Below are 14,602 nucleotides of genomic sequence, written 5' to 3' on the forward strand. Positions count from 1 at the left end.
CGCTCATCTTCCCCCGGCGCCGGCCCCCGCCCTGCCGCCGGTCCCGGAGCCTGCCTCCGCCAGCGCGGCGGCGCGGCTGTCATCGGCGATGTCGCGGACGTCACCGATCAACTGCTCGAGCACGTCCTCCAGGGCCACCAGGCCGAGCAGCGCACCGTCGTCGACCACCCGGCCCAGGTGCGCCCCGCTGCGCCGCATGGTGTGCAGCACCTCGGGCAGCGGCTCGTCGGGGCAGAGCTCGACGAACTGCTTCACCGCCTGGTCGGGGATCGGCTGGTCCCGGGACGTGGGGCCGGTGCCCAGCACGTCCTTGACGTGCACGTACCCGGTGAGGGAGCCGTCGTCGGCGCGCACCGGGTAGCGGCTGAAGCCGTGCTCGGCGACGATCGCCTCGAGGTCGCGGGGGGTGGCCGAGCGCGGCACGGTGACCAGGGCGCCCGGGTCGAGCAGCACCGACCGGGCATCGTGCTGCTCGAAGGTCAGCGCGCCGGCCGCCAGCTCGCTCACCTCGGTGCCCAGCAGCCCCTCCTGCCGGGACTGGCTGATCATCGAGCGGATCTCCGATTCGTCGAAGCTGGCCGAGACCTCGTCGATCGGGGTCACCCCGAACAGCCGCACGAAGGCGTTGGCGGTGACGTTGAAGAACCAGATGAACGGCTTGAGCAACCGCACCAGCACCGCCAGGGCCGGGCCCAGGGCCAGCGCCGCCCGGTCGGGGCCGGCGATGGTGATGTTCTTGGGCACCATCTCGCCCAGCACCATGTGCAGCACGGTGACCAGGGCCAGCGCGATCACCAGTGCGATCGGGTGCAGCAGCGCCGCCGGCACCCCCAGCGCCTCCAGCGGGGCCTCGATCAGGTGCGCGACGGCCGGCTCGCCGACGGCGCCCAGGCCCAGCGAGCACAGGGTGATGCCCAGCTGGGCGCCGGCCATCATCTGCGAGACGTTGCGCAGCGCGGCCAGCGTCTTCTGCGCCCGCACCGAGCCGGCCTCCGCGCGGGGCTCGAGCTGATCGGCCCGGACCGAGACCAGGGCGAACTCGGCGGCGACGAAGAACGCGTTGCCGAGCAGCAGCGCGACCAGGACCAGCAGGCTGATGACGTCGCTCATGCCCGCGCGCCCGCCTGGGTGCGGACGGCGGTGGCGCCGTGCCCCGCCGGGGTCCCGTCGTCCCGGTCCGTGTCGTCCGGGAGCGGATCGGCCCGCAGCCGGGCGACCCGCCGGCCCTCCACGGTGGCCACGGTCAGCCGGTGACCGGTCACCAGCACGGAGTCACCCTCCGCGGGCAACCGACCCAGCCGGTCGATCACGAAGCCGGCCACCGTCTCCCAGTGGCCCTCGGGCACGTCGATGCCGGTGCGGTCGCGGACCTCGTCGGGGCGCAGCAGGCCGGAGACGAGCCAGCCGTCGCCGTCCTGGCGGAGCTGGCGCAGCGGGCGGTCGGTCTCGTCGGTGATCTCGCCGACCAGTTCCTCGACGATGTCCTCCAGGGTGACGATCCCGTGCGTGGCGCCCCACTCGTCGACGACCAGCGCCAGCTGCAGACCCTGGTCGCGGAGCAGGTCCAGCAGCGGGTCCAGGCGCATCGAGGAGGGGACGGCGAGCACCGGGGCGGCGAGCTCGCCGGCGGTGCGCTGCTCCCGCTCGGCGTCCGGGACGGCGACCGCGTGCTTGACGTGCACCACGCCGGTCACCTCGTCCAGGCCGGCGCCGTAGACCGGGAAGCGGGAGTTGCCCGAGCGGATGGCTGCGTCGATGACGTCGGCGGCGGTGGCGCTGTCGCTGAGCGTCCACAGCCGGGTCCGCGGCGTCATGACGTCGATGGCGTACTTGTCGCGCAGCCCGAGCGACCGGCCCAGCAGGCGGGCGGCCAGGGGGGAGAGGGCGCCCTCCTGCGCGGAACGGCGGGCCACGGCAGCCAGCTCGTCGGCGCCGCGGACGTCGTCCAGCTCCTCCCTGGGCTCGATGCCCAGCCGGCGCACGATGCCGTTGGCCAGCGCCTGCAGCGTGTGCACCACGGGACCGGTGACGGTGGTGAAGGCGCGCATGCCCGGCGCGACCGCCCGCGCGGTGCCCAGCGGCCGGGCGATCGCCAGGTTCTTGGGGCCCAGCTCGCCGAGCAGCATCTGCAGGCTGGTGGCCAGCGCGATGGCCAGCCCGATGGCCACCGCAGGCGACGCGGCCGCGGGCAGGCCGACGGCCTCGAGCACCGGCTCCAGCAGCCCGCCCAGCGCCGGCTCGGCGAGGTAACCGACGACCAGCGTGGTCAGGGTGATGCCCAGCTGGGCGGCCGACAGCTGGGTGGACAGCCCCGCCAGCGCGGTGACCACGCCGGCGGCCCCCTTGTCGCCGGCGTCGGCGGCCCGCCGGGCCTGCCCCCGGTCGACGGTGGTGAAGGAGAACTCGGCCGCCACGAAGAAGCCGGTGAGTGCGGTGAGGAACACCGCGGCCAGGAGGAGCAGCCACTCGGTCATCCGATGGTGGGTGCCCGAGGGGGAGAGCCCGGAAACGATTCAGGGACCGCCGATCGGCGGTCCCTGAATGGTCGGGGTGACAGGATTTGAACCTGCGGCCTCGTCGTCCCGAACGACGCGCGCTACCAAGCTGCGCCACACCCCGCGGTGCGTCGACAACTGTAACCGACGCGCGATCCAGCTCTGCGGCCCCCTGCAGGACGGGCCTGAGGCCCCGTCCAGGGCACCGCCCTGAGCGTGCGAAGGGTGGGTGGGACGGGGTCCTTCAACAGGTGGGGCGGGCGGTGAGCGTGAGCAGCGTCGCCTCCGGCGGGCAGGCGAAGCGCACCGGTGCGTACGGGCTTGTGCCGAGACCGGCCGACACGTGCAGCCAGGTGCCGTTCGGGTGGCCCGGGCTGGGCTCGGCCCAGCGGTGCAGCCAGCGGACGTGCGCCCGGTCGATGCCGCAGTTGGTGACCAGGGCGCCGTAGAACGGTACGCGGAGCTGCCCGCCGTGGGTGTGCCCGCACAGCAGCAGGTCGTGGCCGTCGGCGGCGAACCGGTCGAGCACCCGCGGCTCGGGGGAGTGGACCAGCCCCAGCCGGAGGTCGGCGGAGGCGTCCGCGGGGCCGGCCACCAGGTCGTACCGGTCCCGCTTCAGGTGCGGGTCGTCCAGCCCGGCCAGGGTGATGCGCCGGCCGTCGGCCAGCAGCTCGCCGCGGGCGTTGGTGACGTCGACCCAGCCGCGGCCGGTCATCCCGTCGCGCAGGTCGCGCCAGGGGAGCTCCTCGCCGTGCACCCGCTTGTGCTCGGTCCTGAAGTACTTGAGCGGGTTCTTCGGCCGCGGCGCGTAGTAGTCGTTGCTGGACAGCACGAACGCGCCAGGCAGGTCCATCAGGGGATCCAGGGCCCGCAGCGTCGCCGGGACGGCGTCCATCCCGGCCAGGTTGTCACCGGTCGTGATCACCAGGTCGGGCTCGAGCGCGGCCAACCCCGCCACCCACTCCTGCTTGCCGGTCTGCCCCGCGGTCATGTGCAGGTCCGACAGCTGCAGCAGCCGCAGCGGCGCCGACCCCGGGGCGAGCACCGGGACGTCGAAGCGCCGCAGCGTCCAGCGGGTGCGCTCGTAGAGACCGGCGTAGCCGAGGGTGGCGGCGCCGGTCGCCAGGACGGCGGCGGGGACGGCGGTGGTCGCACGCATCCCCCGAGCCTAAGGGGCCGCCGGGAGGCGACGGCCGCGGACCGGCGGGGTGGGAGGCTGGAGGGGTGCCCGAGCTCAAGGACCGACTGCGTACCGACCTGACCACCGCCATGAAGGCCCGCGACGAGCTGCGCACCGCGACGCTGCGCATGGTGCTCACCGCCGTCTCCGCCGAGGAGGTGGCCGGCAAGGAGGCGCGGGAACTGACCGACGACGAGGTGCAGGCCGTGCTCCGCCGCGAGGCCAAGAAGCGCCGGGAGGCCGCCGAGGCCTTCGCCGGGGCAGGTCGCGCCGAGCAGGCCGAGCGGGAACGCGCCGAGGAAGGCGTCCTGACCACCTACCTGCCCGCGCAGCTGGAGGACAGCGACCTCGTCGCCCTGGTGGCCGACGTGGTGACCCGCACCGGGGCGGCGGGGATGAAGGACATGGGCCGGGTCATGGGCCAGGTCCAGGCCGCGGTGGCCGGCCGGGCCGACGGCGGCCGGGTGGCCGCGGAGGTCCGCCGCCAGCTCGGCTGAAGAACCCCGCCGGCACCCCCGCGGCCCTGCTTCAGCCGGGCTGCCCGTCGCCGTTCAGGTCCGGTGCCGGCGGGGCCGGCTCGGGCGCGGGGGCGGGAACCGGCTCGGGCGCGGGAACCGGCTCGGGGGCGGGCGCCGGCGCCGGCGCGCTGCTCGAGGGGGCCGGACGGCTGGGCCGGCGCGGGCTGGTCGACGTGGAGCTCCGGTCGGGGTCCGGCCGCTGCACCACGGCGCCGCCGCCCTTGGTGCCGGCCGCGACGGCGGGGTCGGCCGGCGGGAAGGGCCTCGTCGGCGCCTGGTCGAGGATCGGCTCCATCGCGTCGTGCCAAATCTGCGCCGGCCGACCGCCGCCGTAGCTGCCGACGTCCTGGTTGCCCTTGGGGTTGAGCACCATCACGCTGGCGGTGTACTCCGGCAGGAAGCCGACGAAGGCCGCGGAGAACCGGGACTGGGACGTCCCGGTCTTGCCGGCGATCTCATGGCCGGGCACGGCGGCCCGGGTTCCGGTGCCGCTGCGCACGTCGTCGATCAGCGCCTGGCTCAGCGTGTCGGCCACGCCGGCCGGGATGGCCTCCGGGGTGCAGTTGTCGTCCTTCACCACCGGCTGTCCGTCGTCGCCGGTGAGCGGCTGACCGGAGCGGTCCAGGATCTGCACGACGGGGGTCGGGTCGCACTGGGTGCCGCTGGCGGCCAGCGTGGAGTACGCGCTGGCCAGGTGGAGCGGGCTGGTCGCGAACGGGCCCAGGGTGAACGAGCCCATCCGCCCGTCGATGATCTCCTGCGCCTTGGCGTCCGGCAGGTTGAGGCCCATCCGCTGGGCCATCGTCACCGGGCCCTCCACGCTGCCCAGCGTGTCCTGCATGGCCACGAAGTACGTGTTGGAGGACCGGACCAGCGCGTCGTGCATGGTCAGCGTGTTGGGCAGGGTGCCCACGTTGCCGATGGGCCCGTAGGCCGGGCCCCGGGTGCCCCCGTTCTTCTTGAAGACCCGGGAGTAGTAGGGGTCGCTGGTGGTCAGCCGGTAGTTGATGCCGTAGCCCTGCTCCAGGGCGGAGGCGGCGGTGAAGACCTTGTAGGTGGAGCCGGAGCCCTGGCTGGGCACCACGTTGAGCACGACCGACTCGCACGCGGGGTCGACGGCGCCGTCGCAGCCGTAGCGCCGGTTGACGCTCATCGCCAGCACCTTGCCGGTGCCCGGCTCGACCGCGGTGTACATGCCGGCCAGGTCCGCGCCCATCGGCAGGCTGTCGAGCACTGCCTGGTCGCCGGCGGCCTGCATGTCCGGACGCAGCGTCGTCTGGATCGTCCAGCCGCCGTTGTCGATCTGCGTCTGGGTCAGCCCCAGGGTGCCGGTGAGGTACTGCTCGAGGTAGGCGCAGAAGAACCCGCCGATGGCGGCGTAGGCACAACCGTTCGGCGGGCGGGCGCCCTCGACGGTCTGCACCGGGCTGGCCGATACCTCGGCGAACTCCTGTTCGCTGATGTGGCCCAGGTCTAGCATCCGGCCGAGCACCTGGTTGCGGCGGTTCTGCGCGGCCGTCGGATCGACCAGCGGGTCGTCGCTGGAGGGGCTCTGCACCAGGCCGGCGAGGACCGACGCCTGCGGCAGCGTCAGGTCCGAGGCGTTGACGCTGAAGTAGGTCTGCGCGGCGGCCTGGATGCCGTAGGCACCGTGGCCGAAGTAGGCGATGTTCAGGTAGCGGGTGAGGATCTCGTCCTTGGAGTACTCCTGCTCCAGGGCGAGGGCCAGCCGGGCCTCCCGCAGTTTGCGGCCGGGGGTCTGCTCGGTCGCCGCCTGCCGGTCCGCCGCGGTGTCCGCGGTCTGCAGCAGCGTCTGCTTCACCAGCTGCTGGGTCAGCGTCGAGCCGCCCTCCTGGACGCTGCCGGCGGCCACGTTCTTCGCCAGCGCGCGCAGCGTGCCCTGCACGTCCAGGCCGTTGTGCTCGTAGAAGCGCGAGTCCTCGATGTCGACGATCGCCTGCTTCATCACCGGCGAGATCTGATCGGGGGTGACCGGCGTCCGGTTGTTCACGTAGAACTGCGTGATCACCGAGCCGTCCGCGGCTAGCACCGTGGTGTTGCCGTTCGGGGTCTGGTCGGTCAGCTCGACCGGCAGCGCGTCGAGCAGCGAGGCCGAGTTGCGGGCGACCAGACCGGTGCCGCCGATCCAGGGGAACAGCAGCCCGGCGACCAGGACGCCGGCCGCGACGATCATCGCGACGAGCTTGCCCAGGGCACCGAGACGGAAGCGTGCGGAGTCAGACATCGCAGGCCAAGGTACCTGTCCCCGGGGGCGCGGCGGGCCCGTCGCGCGGCGACGCGCGGGCCGGGAGGCCGCCAGGAACGTGCCGTTCCCCACGCCCCCCCGCGCGTCGGTCAGGGACGCGCCGGAACGTGGTCGTTGCGCGGGCCCGGCGCGTCGGTCAGGGCTCGTGCCTCAGGTGCGGGCCGGGAGCACCCTGCTGCGCGGGGTGCCGGTGGGGGTGTCGGCCTCGTCGCCGAGCAGCGCCGCGGCCATCGTCCGCAGCCCGTCCAGGTCGTGCACGTCCCCGGCCGCGGCCGGCACGGTGCGGACGGCGACCTCCGGGTGGGCGCTGGTGAACCGGTCGGCCAGCCGCTGTTCCCGGGCGGCCAGCACCATCCGTTCGGCGTGCACCCGCAACGCTCCCGCGGTCAGCTTCGACCCGGTGCCGCCGGCCTCGGCGATCGCCTCCGCGGCGGCCTCCGCCCGGGTCGCCGACAGCCCCATCGTGGCCGGCGGGTGGGTGCGGTTGAGCACCAGCCCGACCAGCGGCATGCCCTCGGTGGACAGCCGGTCGACGAAGTAGGAGGCCTCCCGCAGCGCATCCGGCTCGGGCGCGGCGACCACGACGAACGACGTCCCGGGCCGGCGGAGCAGCTCGTAGGTGGCCGTGGCCCGCTCCCGGAAGCCGCCGAACATGGTGTCCAGCGCGGCCACGAAGGAGGAGATGTCGCTGAGCAGCTGCCCGCCGAGGATCTTGCTGATGATCCGGCTGAAGATCATGAAGCCGGCGCCCACCAGCCGGACCCCGGCGCGCCCGCCGGCCCGGGCCGGGGCGGTGAGCAGCCGGATCATGGTGCCGTCGAGGAACCGGCTCATCCGGTTCGGGGCGTCCAGGAAGTCCAGCGCGGACCGCGACGGCGGGGTGTCGACGATGACCAGGTCCCAGCGGTCGCTGGCCCGCAGCTGGCCCAGCTTCTCCATCGCCATGTACTCCTGCGTGCCGGCGAAGGAGGACGACAGCGCCTGGTAGAAGGGGTTGGCCATGATCTGCTCGGCGCGGTCGGGCGTCGAGTGAGCGGTGACGACGTCGTCGAACGTCCGCTTCATGTCCAGCATCATCGCGTCGAGCCGGCCACTCGCCCCCGGGACCTCGACCTGCCGTGGCTCGTTGTCCAGCTCCACCAGGCCCAGGGACTGGGCGAGCCGGCGGGCCGGGTCGATGGTCAGGACGACGACCGTCCGGCCGGCCTCCGCCGCAGCCAGCGCGAGCGCCGCCGACGTCGTCGTCTTGCCGACCCCTCCGGACCCGCAGCAGACGATGATCCGGGTGCTGCGGTCGGCGATCAGCCCGGCCAGGTCCAGCGCCGGGGCCCGGTGCTCGTGGCGGTTCGGGGTGGTCATGCCGCGGCCGCGGAGCGCAGGTGGTCCTCGAGCCGGTCGGCCAGCTCGAACAGGCAGCCCACGTCGATCGGGCCGATGGCCTGGGGGAGCTCCACGGTCGGGCGGCCCAGCCGCTCGACCACTCCGCGCAGTGCGTCCTGGGCGACCCAGCGCTGGGCGTGCTCCACCGCCTCGGCAGCCAGCGCGTCGGCCAGCTCCGGGCTTGTGGGGAGGCCGGCGGCGTCCAGGGCCGGGACGAGGTCGGCGCCGGTGAGCCGGCCCGCCGCCGTCCGGGACAGGCTGGCGGCCGGCAGCAGTGGCCCGGCGGCCATGTTGACCACCACCGAGCCCACCGGCAGCCCGGCCGCGGTCAGGTCGGCGATCGCGTCGGCGGTCTCCTGGACCGGCATGTCCTCCAGCAGGGTCACCAGGTGCACCGCCGTCTGCGGCGAGCGCAGCACGGCCATGACGCCGTCGCTCTGGGTCCTGATCGGGCCGGAGCGGGCGAGCCCGGCCACCTCGCCGGTCACGTTGAGGAAGCGGGTGATCCGGCCGGTGGGCGGGGCGTCGACGACGACCGCGTCGTAGACGTGCCGGCCGTCGCGGCGGCGGGTCACGGCCTCCTTGACCTTGCCGGTGAGCAGCACGTCGCGCAGCCCCGGGGCGATCGCGGTGGCGAAGTCGACCGCGCCCATCTTGCGCAGCGCCCGGCCGGCCCGCTTCAGGTTGTAGAACATGTCCAGGTACTCCAGGAACGCGGCCTCCACGTCGATGGCCAGCGCCTTCACCTCGCCACCGCCGCGCGTGACCGCGACCCGGCGCTCCTCGTAGGGCAGCGGCGGGGTGTCGAAGAGCTGGGCGATGCCCTGCCGCCCCTCGGTCTCGATGAGCAGCACGTGCCGGCCGTCGGCGGCCAGGGCCAGGGCGAGGGACGCAGCGACCGTCGTCTTCCCGGTACCGCCCTTTCCGGTGACGACGTGACACCGCACGGAGAACGGCTCGGGGCTCACCCGGGTCAGCCTACGAGCGGATGCCCGCCCCGGCCCGTTCCGGGCTGCGCTAGCGTCGCCACCATGAGCGAAGCCCGCCGCACCTGGGAGTACGCCACCATCCCGCTGCTGATCCACAACACCAAGGCCATCCTCGACTCCTGGGGCGTCGACGGCTGGGAACTGGTGACCGTGCTGGCCGGCCCGGGCGGTGGTGACCAGTTGGTCGCCTACCTCAAGCGCCCGTCGAGCTGAGCGGGGCCGGACGATGACCGACCCGGCAACCGGCTGGCACGCACGGCTCCGCGAGCTGGGCATCCGGCTTCCCCCCGTGGCCGCACCGGTGGCCGCCTACGTGCCGGCGGTGCGCAGCGGCCAGCTGGTGTTCACCTCCGGTCAGCTGCCGTTCGTCGACGGCGGGCTGCGGCGCACCGGCAAGGTGGGCGGCTCCGTCGAGGCGGAGGACGCCGCCGCCGACGCCAAGGTGTGCGCACTCAACGCGCTGGCCGCCATCGACGAGCTCGTCGGGCTGGACTCGATCGCCCGCATCGTGCGGGTGGTCGGCTACGTGGCCAGCGCCGAGGGCTTCACCGGCCAGCCGCGGGTGGTCAACGGCGCCAGCGAGTTCCTCGGCCGGGTGTTCGGCGATGCCGGCGTGCACGCGCGCAGCGCCGTCGGCGTGGCCGAGCTGCCCCTCGGCTCACCGGTCGAGGTCGAGCTCACGGTGGAGTTGAGGTGAGGGACGGACGACCGTGTAGCGGGCGATGGGCCTGGCGCGGGGGCCGGAGGCTCCCCGGCGGGGCCATGGGGACGCGCTCAGCGCAGCCGGCACCGGCTCCTGGTCGCGGCGCGGCCCGAAGGGTCGCAATGTGACGGCCACGCCCCGGCAGGCGGCGACGGTGCTGTTGCTGCGTGACGGCACGGCCGGGCTCGAGGTGTACCTGCTGCGGCGCACCCAGGGCATGCCGTTCGCCGGCGGGATGACCGCCTACCCCGGCGGCGGCGTCGACCCGCGCGACGGTGACACCGAGGTGGCCTGGGCCGGGCCGCCACCGCGGGCGTGGGCCGCCACCTGGGGCTGTGACGAGCGCCTCGCCCGGGAGCTGGTCTGCGCCGCCGTCCGGGAGACGTTCGAGGAGGCCGGCGTCCTGCTGGCCGGTCCGGAGGACGGGGCATCCGTCGTCCCGGACGTGTCGGGTGACGACTGGGAGGCCGAGCGGCAGGCCCTGCTCGCCCGCGAGCTGTCGTTGGCCGAGCTGCTCGCCGGCCGGGGTCTCGCGCTGCGCTCGGACCTGCTGCGCCCGTTCGCGCACTGGATCACCCCGCCGCAGGAGAAGCGGCGCTACGACACCAAGTTCTTCGCCGCGCTGATGCCCGCCGGCCAGGAGGCGCGGGACGTCTCGGGGGAGGCGGACGAGGTGGTGTGGACGACGGCGTCCGCGGCGCTGGGTGAGTACGAGGCCGGCACCCGGCCGATGCTGCCGCCGACCATCCACACCCTCGGCCAGCTCGCATCCTTCCCGGACACCGGCGCGGCGCTCGCCGGGTCGCCGCCGGCCCCGCTCGATCCGATCAGCCCGACCTTCGAGCGCCTCGCCGACGGCTACTGGGCGGTGCTGCCCGACGGCACCCGGATCCGGATGGTCACGCCGCTGTGACATGGCGACCCTGACGGGTCGCACCGCTGTGCACATGGCGACCCTCCGGGCCGCACCGCGGCCAGGTGCCGGTGCCGGGTGCGCTGAGCCGCTTGCCGTGTCCCGGCGAGGGACCCTCCGGGCCCCGTCCCCGGTCCACCGTGCACATAGCGACCCTCCGGGCCGCACCGCGGCCAGGTGCCGGAGCCGGGTGCGCTGAGCCGCTTGCCGTGTCCCGGCGAGGGACCCTCCGGGCCCCGTCCCCGGTCCACCGTGCACATGGCGACCCTCCGGGCCGCATCGCGGCCAGGTGCCGGTGCCGGGTGCGCTGAGCCGCTGGCCGTGTCCCGGCGAGGGACCCTGCGGGCCCCGTCCCCGGTCCACCGTGCCCATGGCGACCCTGGCGGGCCGCATCGCGGCCAGGTGCCGGAGCCGGGTGCGCTGAGCCGCTTGCCGTGTCCCGGCGAGGGACCCTCCGGGCCCCGTCCCCGGTCCACCGTGCCCATGGCGACCCTCCGGGCCGCATCGCGGCCAGGTGCCGGAGCCGGGTGCGCTGAGCCGCTTGCCGTGTCCCGGCGAGGGACCCTGCGGGCCCCGTCCCCGGTCCACGCTCGCTCCGCTCGCGTCCGTAGCCGCGGGTCACCTGGCGATCAACGCGACGAGGGCCCCACTCCGGCGAACCGGAGAGGGGCCCTCATGCCGTCTCATCTCACCTAGCGCGGCGGCGCAGGCGCTCCTCGTCCAGGACGACGACCGACTTGCCCTGCAGCTGGATCCAGCCGCGGTGCACGAAGTCGGCCAGCGCCTTGTTGACCGTCTCGCGGGAGGCGCCGACGAGCTGGGCGAGCTCCTCCTGGGTCAGGTCGTGCTTGACCCGTAGCCCGTCGGTCTCCCGGCTGCCGAACCGGTCAGCCATCTGCAGCAGGGCCTTGGCGACCCGGCCGGGCACGTCGGTGAAGATCAGGTCGGCGACCGAGTCGTTGGTGCGCCGCAGCCGTCGGGCCAGCACCTGGAGCAGTCGCTCGCCCACCTCGGGGTGCGCCTCGATCCACGGGCGCAGCATCGACTGGGGCATCTTGGCCAGCCGGACGTCGGTGACCGCGGTGGCCGACGCGGTGCGCGGGCCGGGGTCGAAGACCGACAGCTCACCGAACTGGTCGGAGGGACCCATCACGGCCAGCACGTTCTCCCGTCCGTCGGGCGCCCGGCGGGACAGCTTGATCTTCCCGGTGAGGACGACGTAGAGGCTGTCGCCCGGCTCGCCCTCGTTGAAGACCACCCGCCCGCGGGGCAGCAACACCGTCTCCAGCGAGCTCGCCACGGGCTCGACGGACTCCTCCGACAGCCCCTGGAAGAGACCGGACTGGGCTAGGACCTCGTCCACGTGCACCTCTCGCAACGTCCTCGCGGGTGCGATGGCGACCCGCGTCCTGGGGAGTCTAGAGCCTGTGTCATCCGGCTCAGTGCGGAACGTCACGAACGCTGCCCACTCCGGGTGGGTCCGGCTGCGTCGCGACGGGCCGGTCGGGAACGTGCCGGCGCCGCGGCGGGCGCACTCAGAGCGGGCCGTCGGCGTCCGTCAGGTGGTGGCCCCGGTCGGTGACGGCCCGCTGGCCGCTGCCCCGGCCGCGGCCCGTCTCGCGGCGCCGGCGCCACCGGGACATCGCCCGGCGGATGCCGGACCGGGCCAGGGCGTCGACCTCGCCGGGGGTGGCCGAGCCGAGAAACTCCTCCACCTCGCGCGGGGACGGCGGCCGGCGCAGCGGCTCCTCGACGCGTTCCATCACCAGCAGGAAGGCGATCACCAGGGGCGGGAACAGGATGACGATGAGGGCGACCACGCGGCACCTCCTCGGCGGCGTCCCCGGGCTGGTCGGGCCCGGGGGAGAGACGACGGCGTCCAGCGGTCGGGCGGCGTCCGGCGCGGGCCGTTCGCCCGCACCACCGTCGAGTATGACCGGCGCTGGCCGTCGGTGCTTCGGCCTACCCTCGATCGCGTGTCCCAGCCCGCCCTCCAGCCGGACGTCCCGCCCTACGCCGCGCCCCGTGCCCAGGTCCGCCGCCCGGCCCGGGCCGTCCGGCTCGGCCTGCCGCCGTACGACCCGGCGGAGACCGCGCTGGCCCGTACCCGGCGCGCCCGCCGGATGGCCCGCGAGCTCGCGGTCATCCACCCGGACGCGCACTGCGAGCTGGACTTCAGCACGCCCCTGGAGCTCCTGGTCGCGACCGTGCTGTCCGCGCAGACCACCGACCGGACGGTCAACCGGGTGACCCCGACGCTGTTCGCCCGCTGGCCCGACGCGGTGTCCCTCGCCGGCGCCGACCGCGCCGAGCTGGAGGAGGTCCTCACGCCCACCGGCTTCTTCCGGGCCAAGGCCCATTCGGTGATCGGCCTGGGCCAGGCGCTGGTCGAGCGCTTCGACGGCGAGGTGCCGCGGACGATGGCCGAGCTGGTCACGCTGCCCGGCGTGGGGCGGAAGACGGCGAACGTCGTCCTGGGCAACGCCTTCGGCGTCCCCGGGCTGACCGTCGACACCCACTTCGGCCGGCTGGTGCGCCGGTTCGGCTGGACGGCGGCCGACGACCCGGTCAAGGTCGAGACCGAGATCGCCGAGCTGGTGCCGAAGAAGGAGTGGACCGACTTCTCCCACCGGGTGATCTTCCACGGCCGGCGGGTCTGCCACGCCAAGAAGCCGGCCTGCGGTGCCTGCGGGCTCGCCTCCTGGTGCCCGTCGGCCGGCATCGGGCCGCTCGACCCCGGGGTCGCCGGCAAGCTGGTGAAGAGCCCCGCAGCGTCGGACACCGCGTGAGCGCGACCCGGCTCGCCGCCCTGCCGGCCGCCCTCCTGCTGCTCGCCGGCTGCACCGGTGGCCCCGGCGACGCCGCTCCCGCGCCGCAGGCCGACGTCAGCTCCGTGGACACCGCCCTGCCGCCCTGCGCCGACCAGCCCGACGAGCCGTCCGCGGACAGCGAGCTGCCCGCGGTCGCCTTCGACTGCTTCGCCGGCGGCTCCCTCGACCTTGCCCGGGCACAGGGCGCGCCCACCGTGGTCAACCTGTGGGCCAGCTGGTGCGGGCCCTGCCGCGAGGAGCTCCCCGTCGTCCAGGAGCTCGCCGACGTCGCCGGCGATCGGGTCCGGGTGCTCGGGCTGGTGAGCAAGGACGGCGTTCCGCAGTCGGCATCCTTCGCCGCTGACGCAGGCCTGACGTTCCCCAGTGCCTTCGACGGGGACGGCGAGGTGATGGCCTCGCTGGGCCTGAACAACCTGCCGCACACCGTCTTCCTGGCCGCCGACGGCTCGGTCGCCCATCTGGAGGTGGGTCCGGTGGACTCGCTGGCCGAGTTCCAGCAGCTGGTCGCCGAACACCTGGGGGTCGAACTGTGAGCGCCGCGACGCCGACGCCGGCCGGGCTGCCGGACTACCTGCAGCGGCTGGTCGCCGCCGCCGGCGACCTGCCCCTCCCGCGCCGGCACGGCCGGCCCGGTGCCACCACCCGGCGCTCGGCGGTGCTGATCCTCTTCGGTGCGGGCCCGGCCGGCCCCGACGTGCTGCTGATCGAGAAGTCGCACCAGCTGCGCAGCCACGCCGGTCAGCCGGCCTTTCCCGGCGGCGGCGCCGACCCGGGGGAGGACTACCCGGTGGGCACCGCGCTGCGCGAGGCGCACGAGGAGGCCGGTGTCGAGCCGGACGGGGTGCGGGTGCTCGCCACGCTGCCCGAGCTGTTCCTGGGGCCCTCGGACAACCTCGTCGTTCCGGTGGTCGGCTGGTGGGACGACCCGCGCGAGGTGACCACCGGCGATCCCCGGGAGGTGGCCCGGGTGGCCCGGGTTCCGCTGGTGGAACTGGTCGACCCGGCCAACCGCTTCCGGGTGCGCCACCCCTCGGGCTACGTCGGTCCGGCGTTCGGTGTGGCGGACATGGTGGTGTGGGGCTTCACCGCGGGCCTGCTGGACGCGGTGCTCGAGGCAGCCGGGTTGAACCGACCCTGGGACGACCGCGACGTCCGCCCGCTCGCCGTCCCGCCGGCGGCGACCGACCCGGCGCTCGAGGACGAGGAGCCGCTGGACGCCGACGTCGCCGACCGCGCCGCGCCGACGGTGGCCGAGGACACCGGCTCCGGTCGCGCGCCGCGTACGGTCGTCGGGCGATGAGGCGCCTGACAGCACGGCCCTGCCGTT

15 protein-coding genes and 1 tRNA gene are annotated in these 14,602 nt (G+C 74.6%); 7 read left to right on the forward strand and 9 right to left on the reverse strand.

Going from position 1 to position 14,602, the window contains the following annotated elements:
• Positions 1–3 precede the first annotated feature (3 nt).
• The 4 genes from ACYVG5_RS11140 to ACYVG5_RS11155 all read right to left on the reverse strand — a co-directional run bounded on the left by ACYVG5_RS11140 (position 4) and on the right by ACYVG5_RS11155 (position 3,654).
• Positions 4–1,110 carry a hemolysin family protein gene (locus tag ACYVG5_RS11140; protein ID WP_222047368.1) on the reverse strand — a complete coding sequence of 369 codons (1,107 nt, stop codon included), beginning with the start codon at positions 1,108–1,110 and terminating at the stop codon, positions 4–6.
• Entirely contained in the window at positions 1,107–2,474 is a 1,368-nt protein-coding gene (locus tag ACYVG5_RS11145; RefSeq protein ID WP_222047366.1) for a hemolysin family protein, read from the reverse strand. Before ACYVG5_RS11145 ends, ACYVG5_RS11140 begins: the two co-directional genes overlap by 4 nt.
• 68 nt (positions 2,475–2,542) lie before the next feature.
• A tRNA-Pro gene (locus ACYVG5_RS11150) sits at positions 2,543–2,619 on the reverse strand.
• A gap of 120 nt (positions 2,620–2,739) precedes the next feature.
• Positions 2,740–3,654: a metallophosphoesterase gene (locus tag ACYVG5_RS11155; RefSeq protein WP_222047364.1), complete on the reverse strand. Its 915-nt coding sequence runs from the start codon at positions 3,652–3,654 to the stop codon at positions 2,740–2,742.
• A 65-nt stretch (positions 3,655–3,719) separates the two neighbouring features.
• On the opposite strand from ACYVG5_RS11155, the gene ACYVG5_RS11160 reads away from it, so the two are divergent.
• Entirely contained in the window at positions 3,720–4,172 is a 453-nt protein-coding gene (locus ACYVG5_RS11160; protein ID WP_222047362.1) for a GatB/YqeY domain-containing protein, read from the forward strand.
• Positions 4,173–4,203: 31 nt separating this feature from the next.
• Here the strand turns inward: ACYVG5_RS11160 and ACYVG5_RS11165 are convergent, their stop codons facing one another.
• The 3 genes from ACYVG5_RS11165 to ACYVG5_RS11175 all read right to left on the reverse strand — a co-directional run bounded on the left by ACYVG5_RS11165 (position 4,204) and on the right by ACYVG5_RS11175 (position 8,807).
• Positions 4,204–6,438, reverse strand: a complete 2,235-nt coding sequence (locus tag ACYVG5_RS11165) for a transglycosylase domain-containing protein (protein WP_222047360.1) — start codon at positions 6,436–6,438, stop codon at positions 4,204–4,206.
• A gap of 171 nt (positions 6,439–6,609) precedes the next feature.
• Positions 6,610–7,818, reverse strand: coding sequence for an ArsA family ATPase (locus tag ACYVG5_RS11170; protein ID WP_222047358.1), 1,209 nt, complete (start codon positions 7,816–7,818; stop codon positions 6,610–6,612).
• On the reverse strand, positions 7,815–8,807 hold the full coding sequence (locus ACYVG5_RS11175; protein ID WP_222047356.1) for an ArsA-related P-loop ATPase: 993 nt from the start codon (positions 8,805–8,807) through the stop codon (positions 7,815–7,817). The genes ACYVG5_RS11170 and ACYVG5_RS11175 overlap by 4 nt, the downstream gene beginning before the upstream one ends.
• A gap of 63 nt (positions 8,808–8,870) precedes the next feature.
• Between ACYVG5_RS11175 and ACYVG5_RS11180 the strand changes: the two genes are divergently transcribed.
• From ACYVG5_RS11180 to ACYVG5_RS11190, 3 genes are all read left to right on the forward strand, one after another.
• The gene (locus ACYVG5_RS11180; RefSeq protein ID WP_222047354.1) at positions 8,871–9,041 is read left to right on the forward strand and encodes a DUF4177 domain-containing protein; all 171 of its coding nucleotides are present in this window, start codon (positions 8,871–8,873) and stop codon (positions 9,039–9,041) included.
• A gap of 13 nt (positions 9,042–9,054) precedes the next feature.
• Positions 9,055–9,525: a RidA family protein gene (locus ACYVG5_RS11185; protein ID WP_222047353.1), complete on the forward strand. Its 471-nt coding sequence runs from the start codon at positions 9,055–9,057 to the stop codon at positions 9,523–9,525.
• 130 nt (positions 9,526–9,655) lie between these two features.
• Positions 9,656–10,444, forward strand: coding sequence for an NUDIX hydrolase (locus ACYVG5_RS11190; protein WP_222047351.1), 789 nt, complete (start codon positions 9,656–9,658; stop codon positions 10,442–10,444).
• A 688-nt stretch (positions 10,445–11,132) separates the two neighbouring features.
• Here the strand turns inward: ACYVG5_RS11190 and ACYVG5_RS11195 are convergent.
• Positions 11,133–11,807 (reverse strand): Crp/Fnr family transcriptional regulator, encoded by a 675-nt coding sequence (locus tag ACYVG5_RS11195; RefSeq protein ID WP_222047350.1) that lies wholly within the window; start codon positions 11,805–11,807, stop codon positions 11,133–11,135.
• Positions 11,808–11,979: 172 nt separating this feature from the next.
• Complete coding sequence (locus ACYVG5_RS11200; RefSeq protein WP_222047348.1) at positions 11,980–12,264, reverse strand: hypothetical protein; 285 nt, start codon at positions 12,262–12,264, stop codon at positions 11,980–11,982.
• Positions 12,265–12,420: 156 nt separating this feature from the next.
• On the opposite strand from ACYVG5_RS11200, the gene nth reads away from it, so the two are divergent.
• From nth to ACYVG5_RS11215, 3 genes are read left to right on the forward strand one after another with little or no spacing between them, the layout of a single operon-like run.
• Complete coding sequence (nth, locus tag ACYVG5_RS11205) at positions 12,421–13,233, forward strand: endonuclease III (protein ID WP_222047346.1); 813 nt, start codon at positions 12,421–12,423, stop codon at positions 13,231–13,233.
• Positions 13,230–13,808, forward strand: a complete 579-nt coding sequence (locus ACYVG5_RS11210; protein WP_222047344.1) for a TlpA family protein disulfide reductase — start codon at positions 13,230–13,232, stop codon at positions 13,806–13,808. The genes nth and ACYVG5_RS11210 overlap by 4 nt, the downstream gene beginning before the upstream one ends.
• Entirely contained in the window at positions 13,805–14,575 is a 771-nt protein-coding gene (locus ACYVG5_RS11215; RefSeq protein WP_222047342.1) for an NUDIX hydrolase, read from the forward strand. Before ACYVG5_RS11210 ends, ACYVG5_RS11215 begins: the two co-directional genes overlap by 4 nt.
• Positions 14,576–14,602 lie beyond the last annotated feature (27 nt).

This window comes from Modestobacter lapidis (assembly GCF_054780755.1).

Coding starts and splice junctions, on each gene's coding strand:
- ACYVG5_RS11140 (WP_222047368.1), bottom strand. CDS start 1,110: ATGAGCGACGTCATCAGCCTGCTGGTCCTGGTCGCGCTGCTGCTCGGC.
- ACYVG5_RS11165 (WP_222047360.1), bottom strand. CDS start 6,438: ATGTCTGACTCCGCACGCTTCCGTCTCGGTGCCCTGGGCAAGCTCGTC.
- ACYVG5_RS11170 (WP_222047358.1), bottom strand. CDS start 7,818: ATGACCACCCCGAACCGCCACGAGCACCGGGCCCCGGCGCTGGACCTG.
- ACYVG5_RS11185 (WP_222047353.1), top strand. CDS start 9,055: ATGACCGACCCGGCAACCGGCTGGCACGCACGGCTCCGCGAGCTGGGC.
- ACYVG5_RS11155 (WP_222047364.1), bottom strand. CDS start 3,654: ATGCGTGCGACCACCGCCGTCCCCGCCGCCGTCCTGGCGACCGGCGCC.
- ACYVG5_RS11145 (WP_222047366.1), bottom strand. CDS start 2,474: ATGACCGAGTGGCTGCTCCTCCTGGCCGCGGTGTTCCTCACCGCACTC.
- ACYVG5_RS11180 (WP_222047354.1), top strand. CDS start 8,871: ATGAGCGAAGCCCGCCGCACCTGGGAGTACGCCACCATCCCGCTGCTG.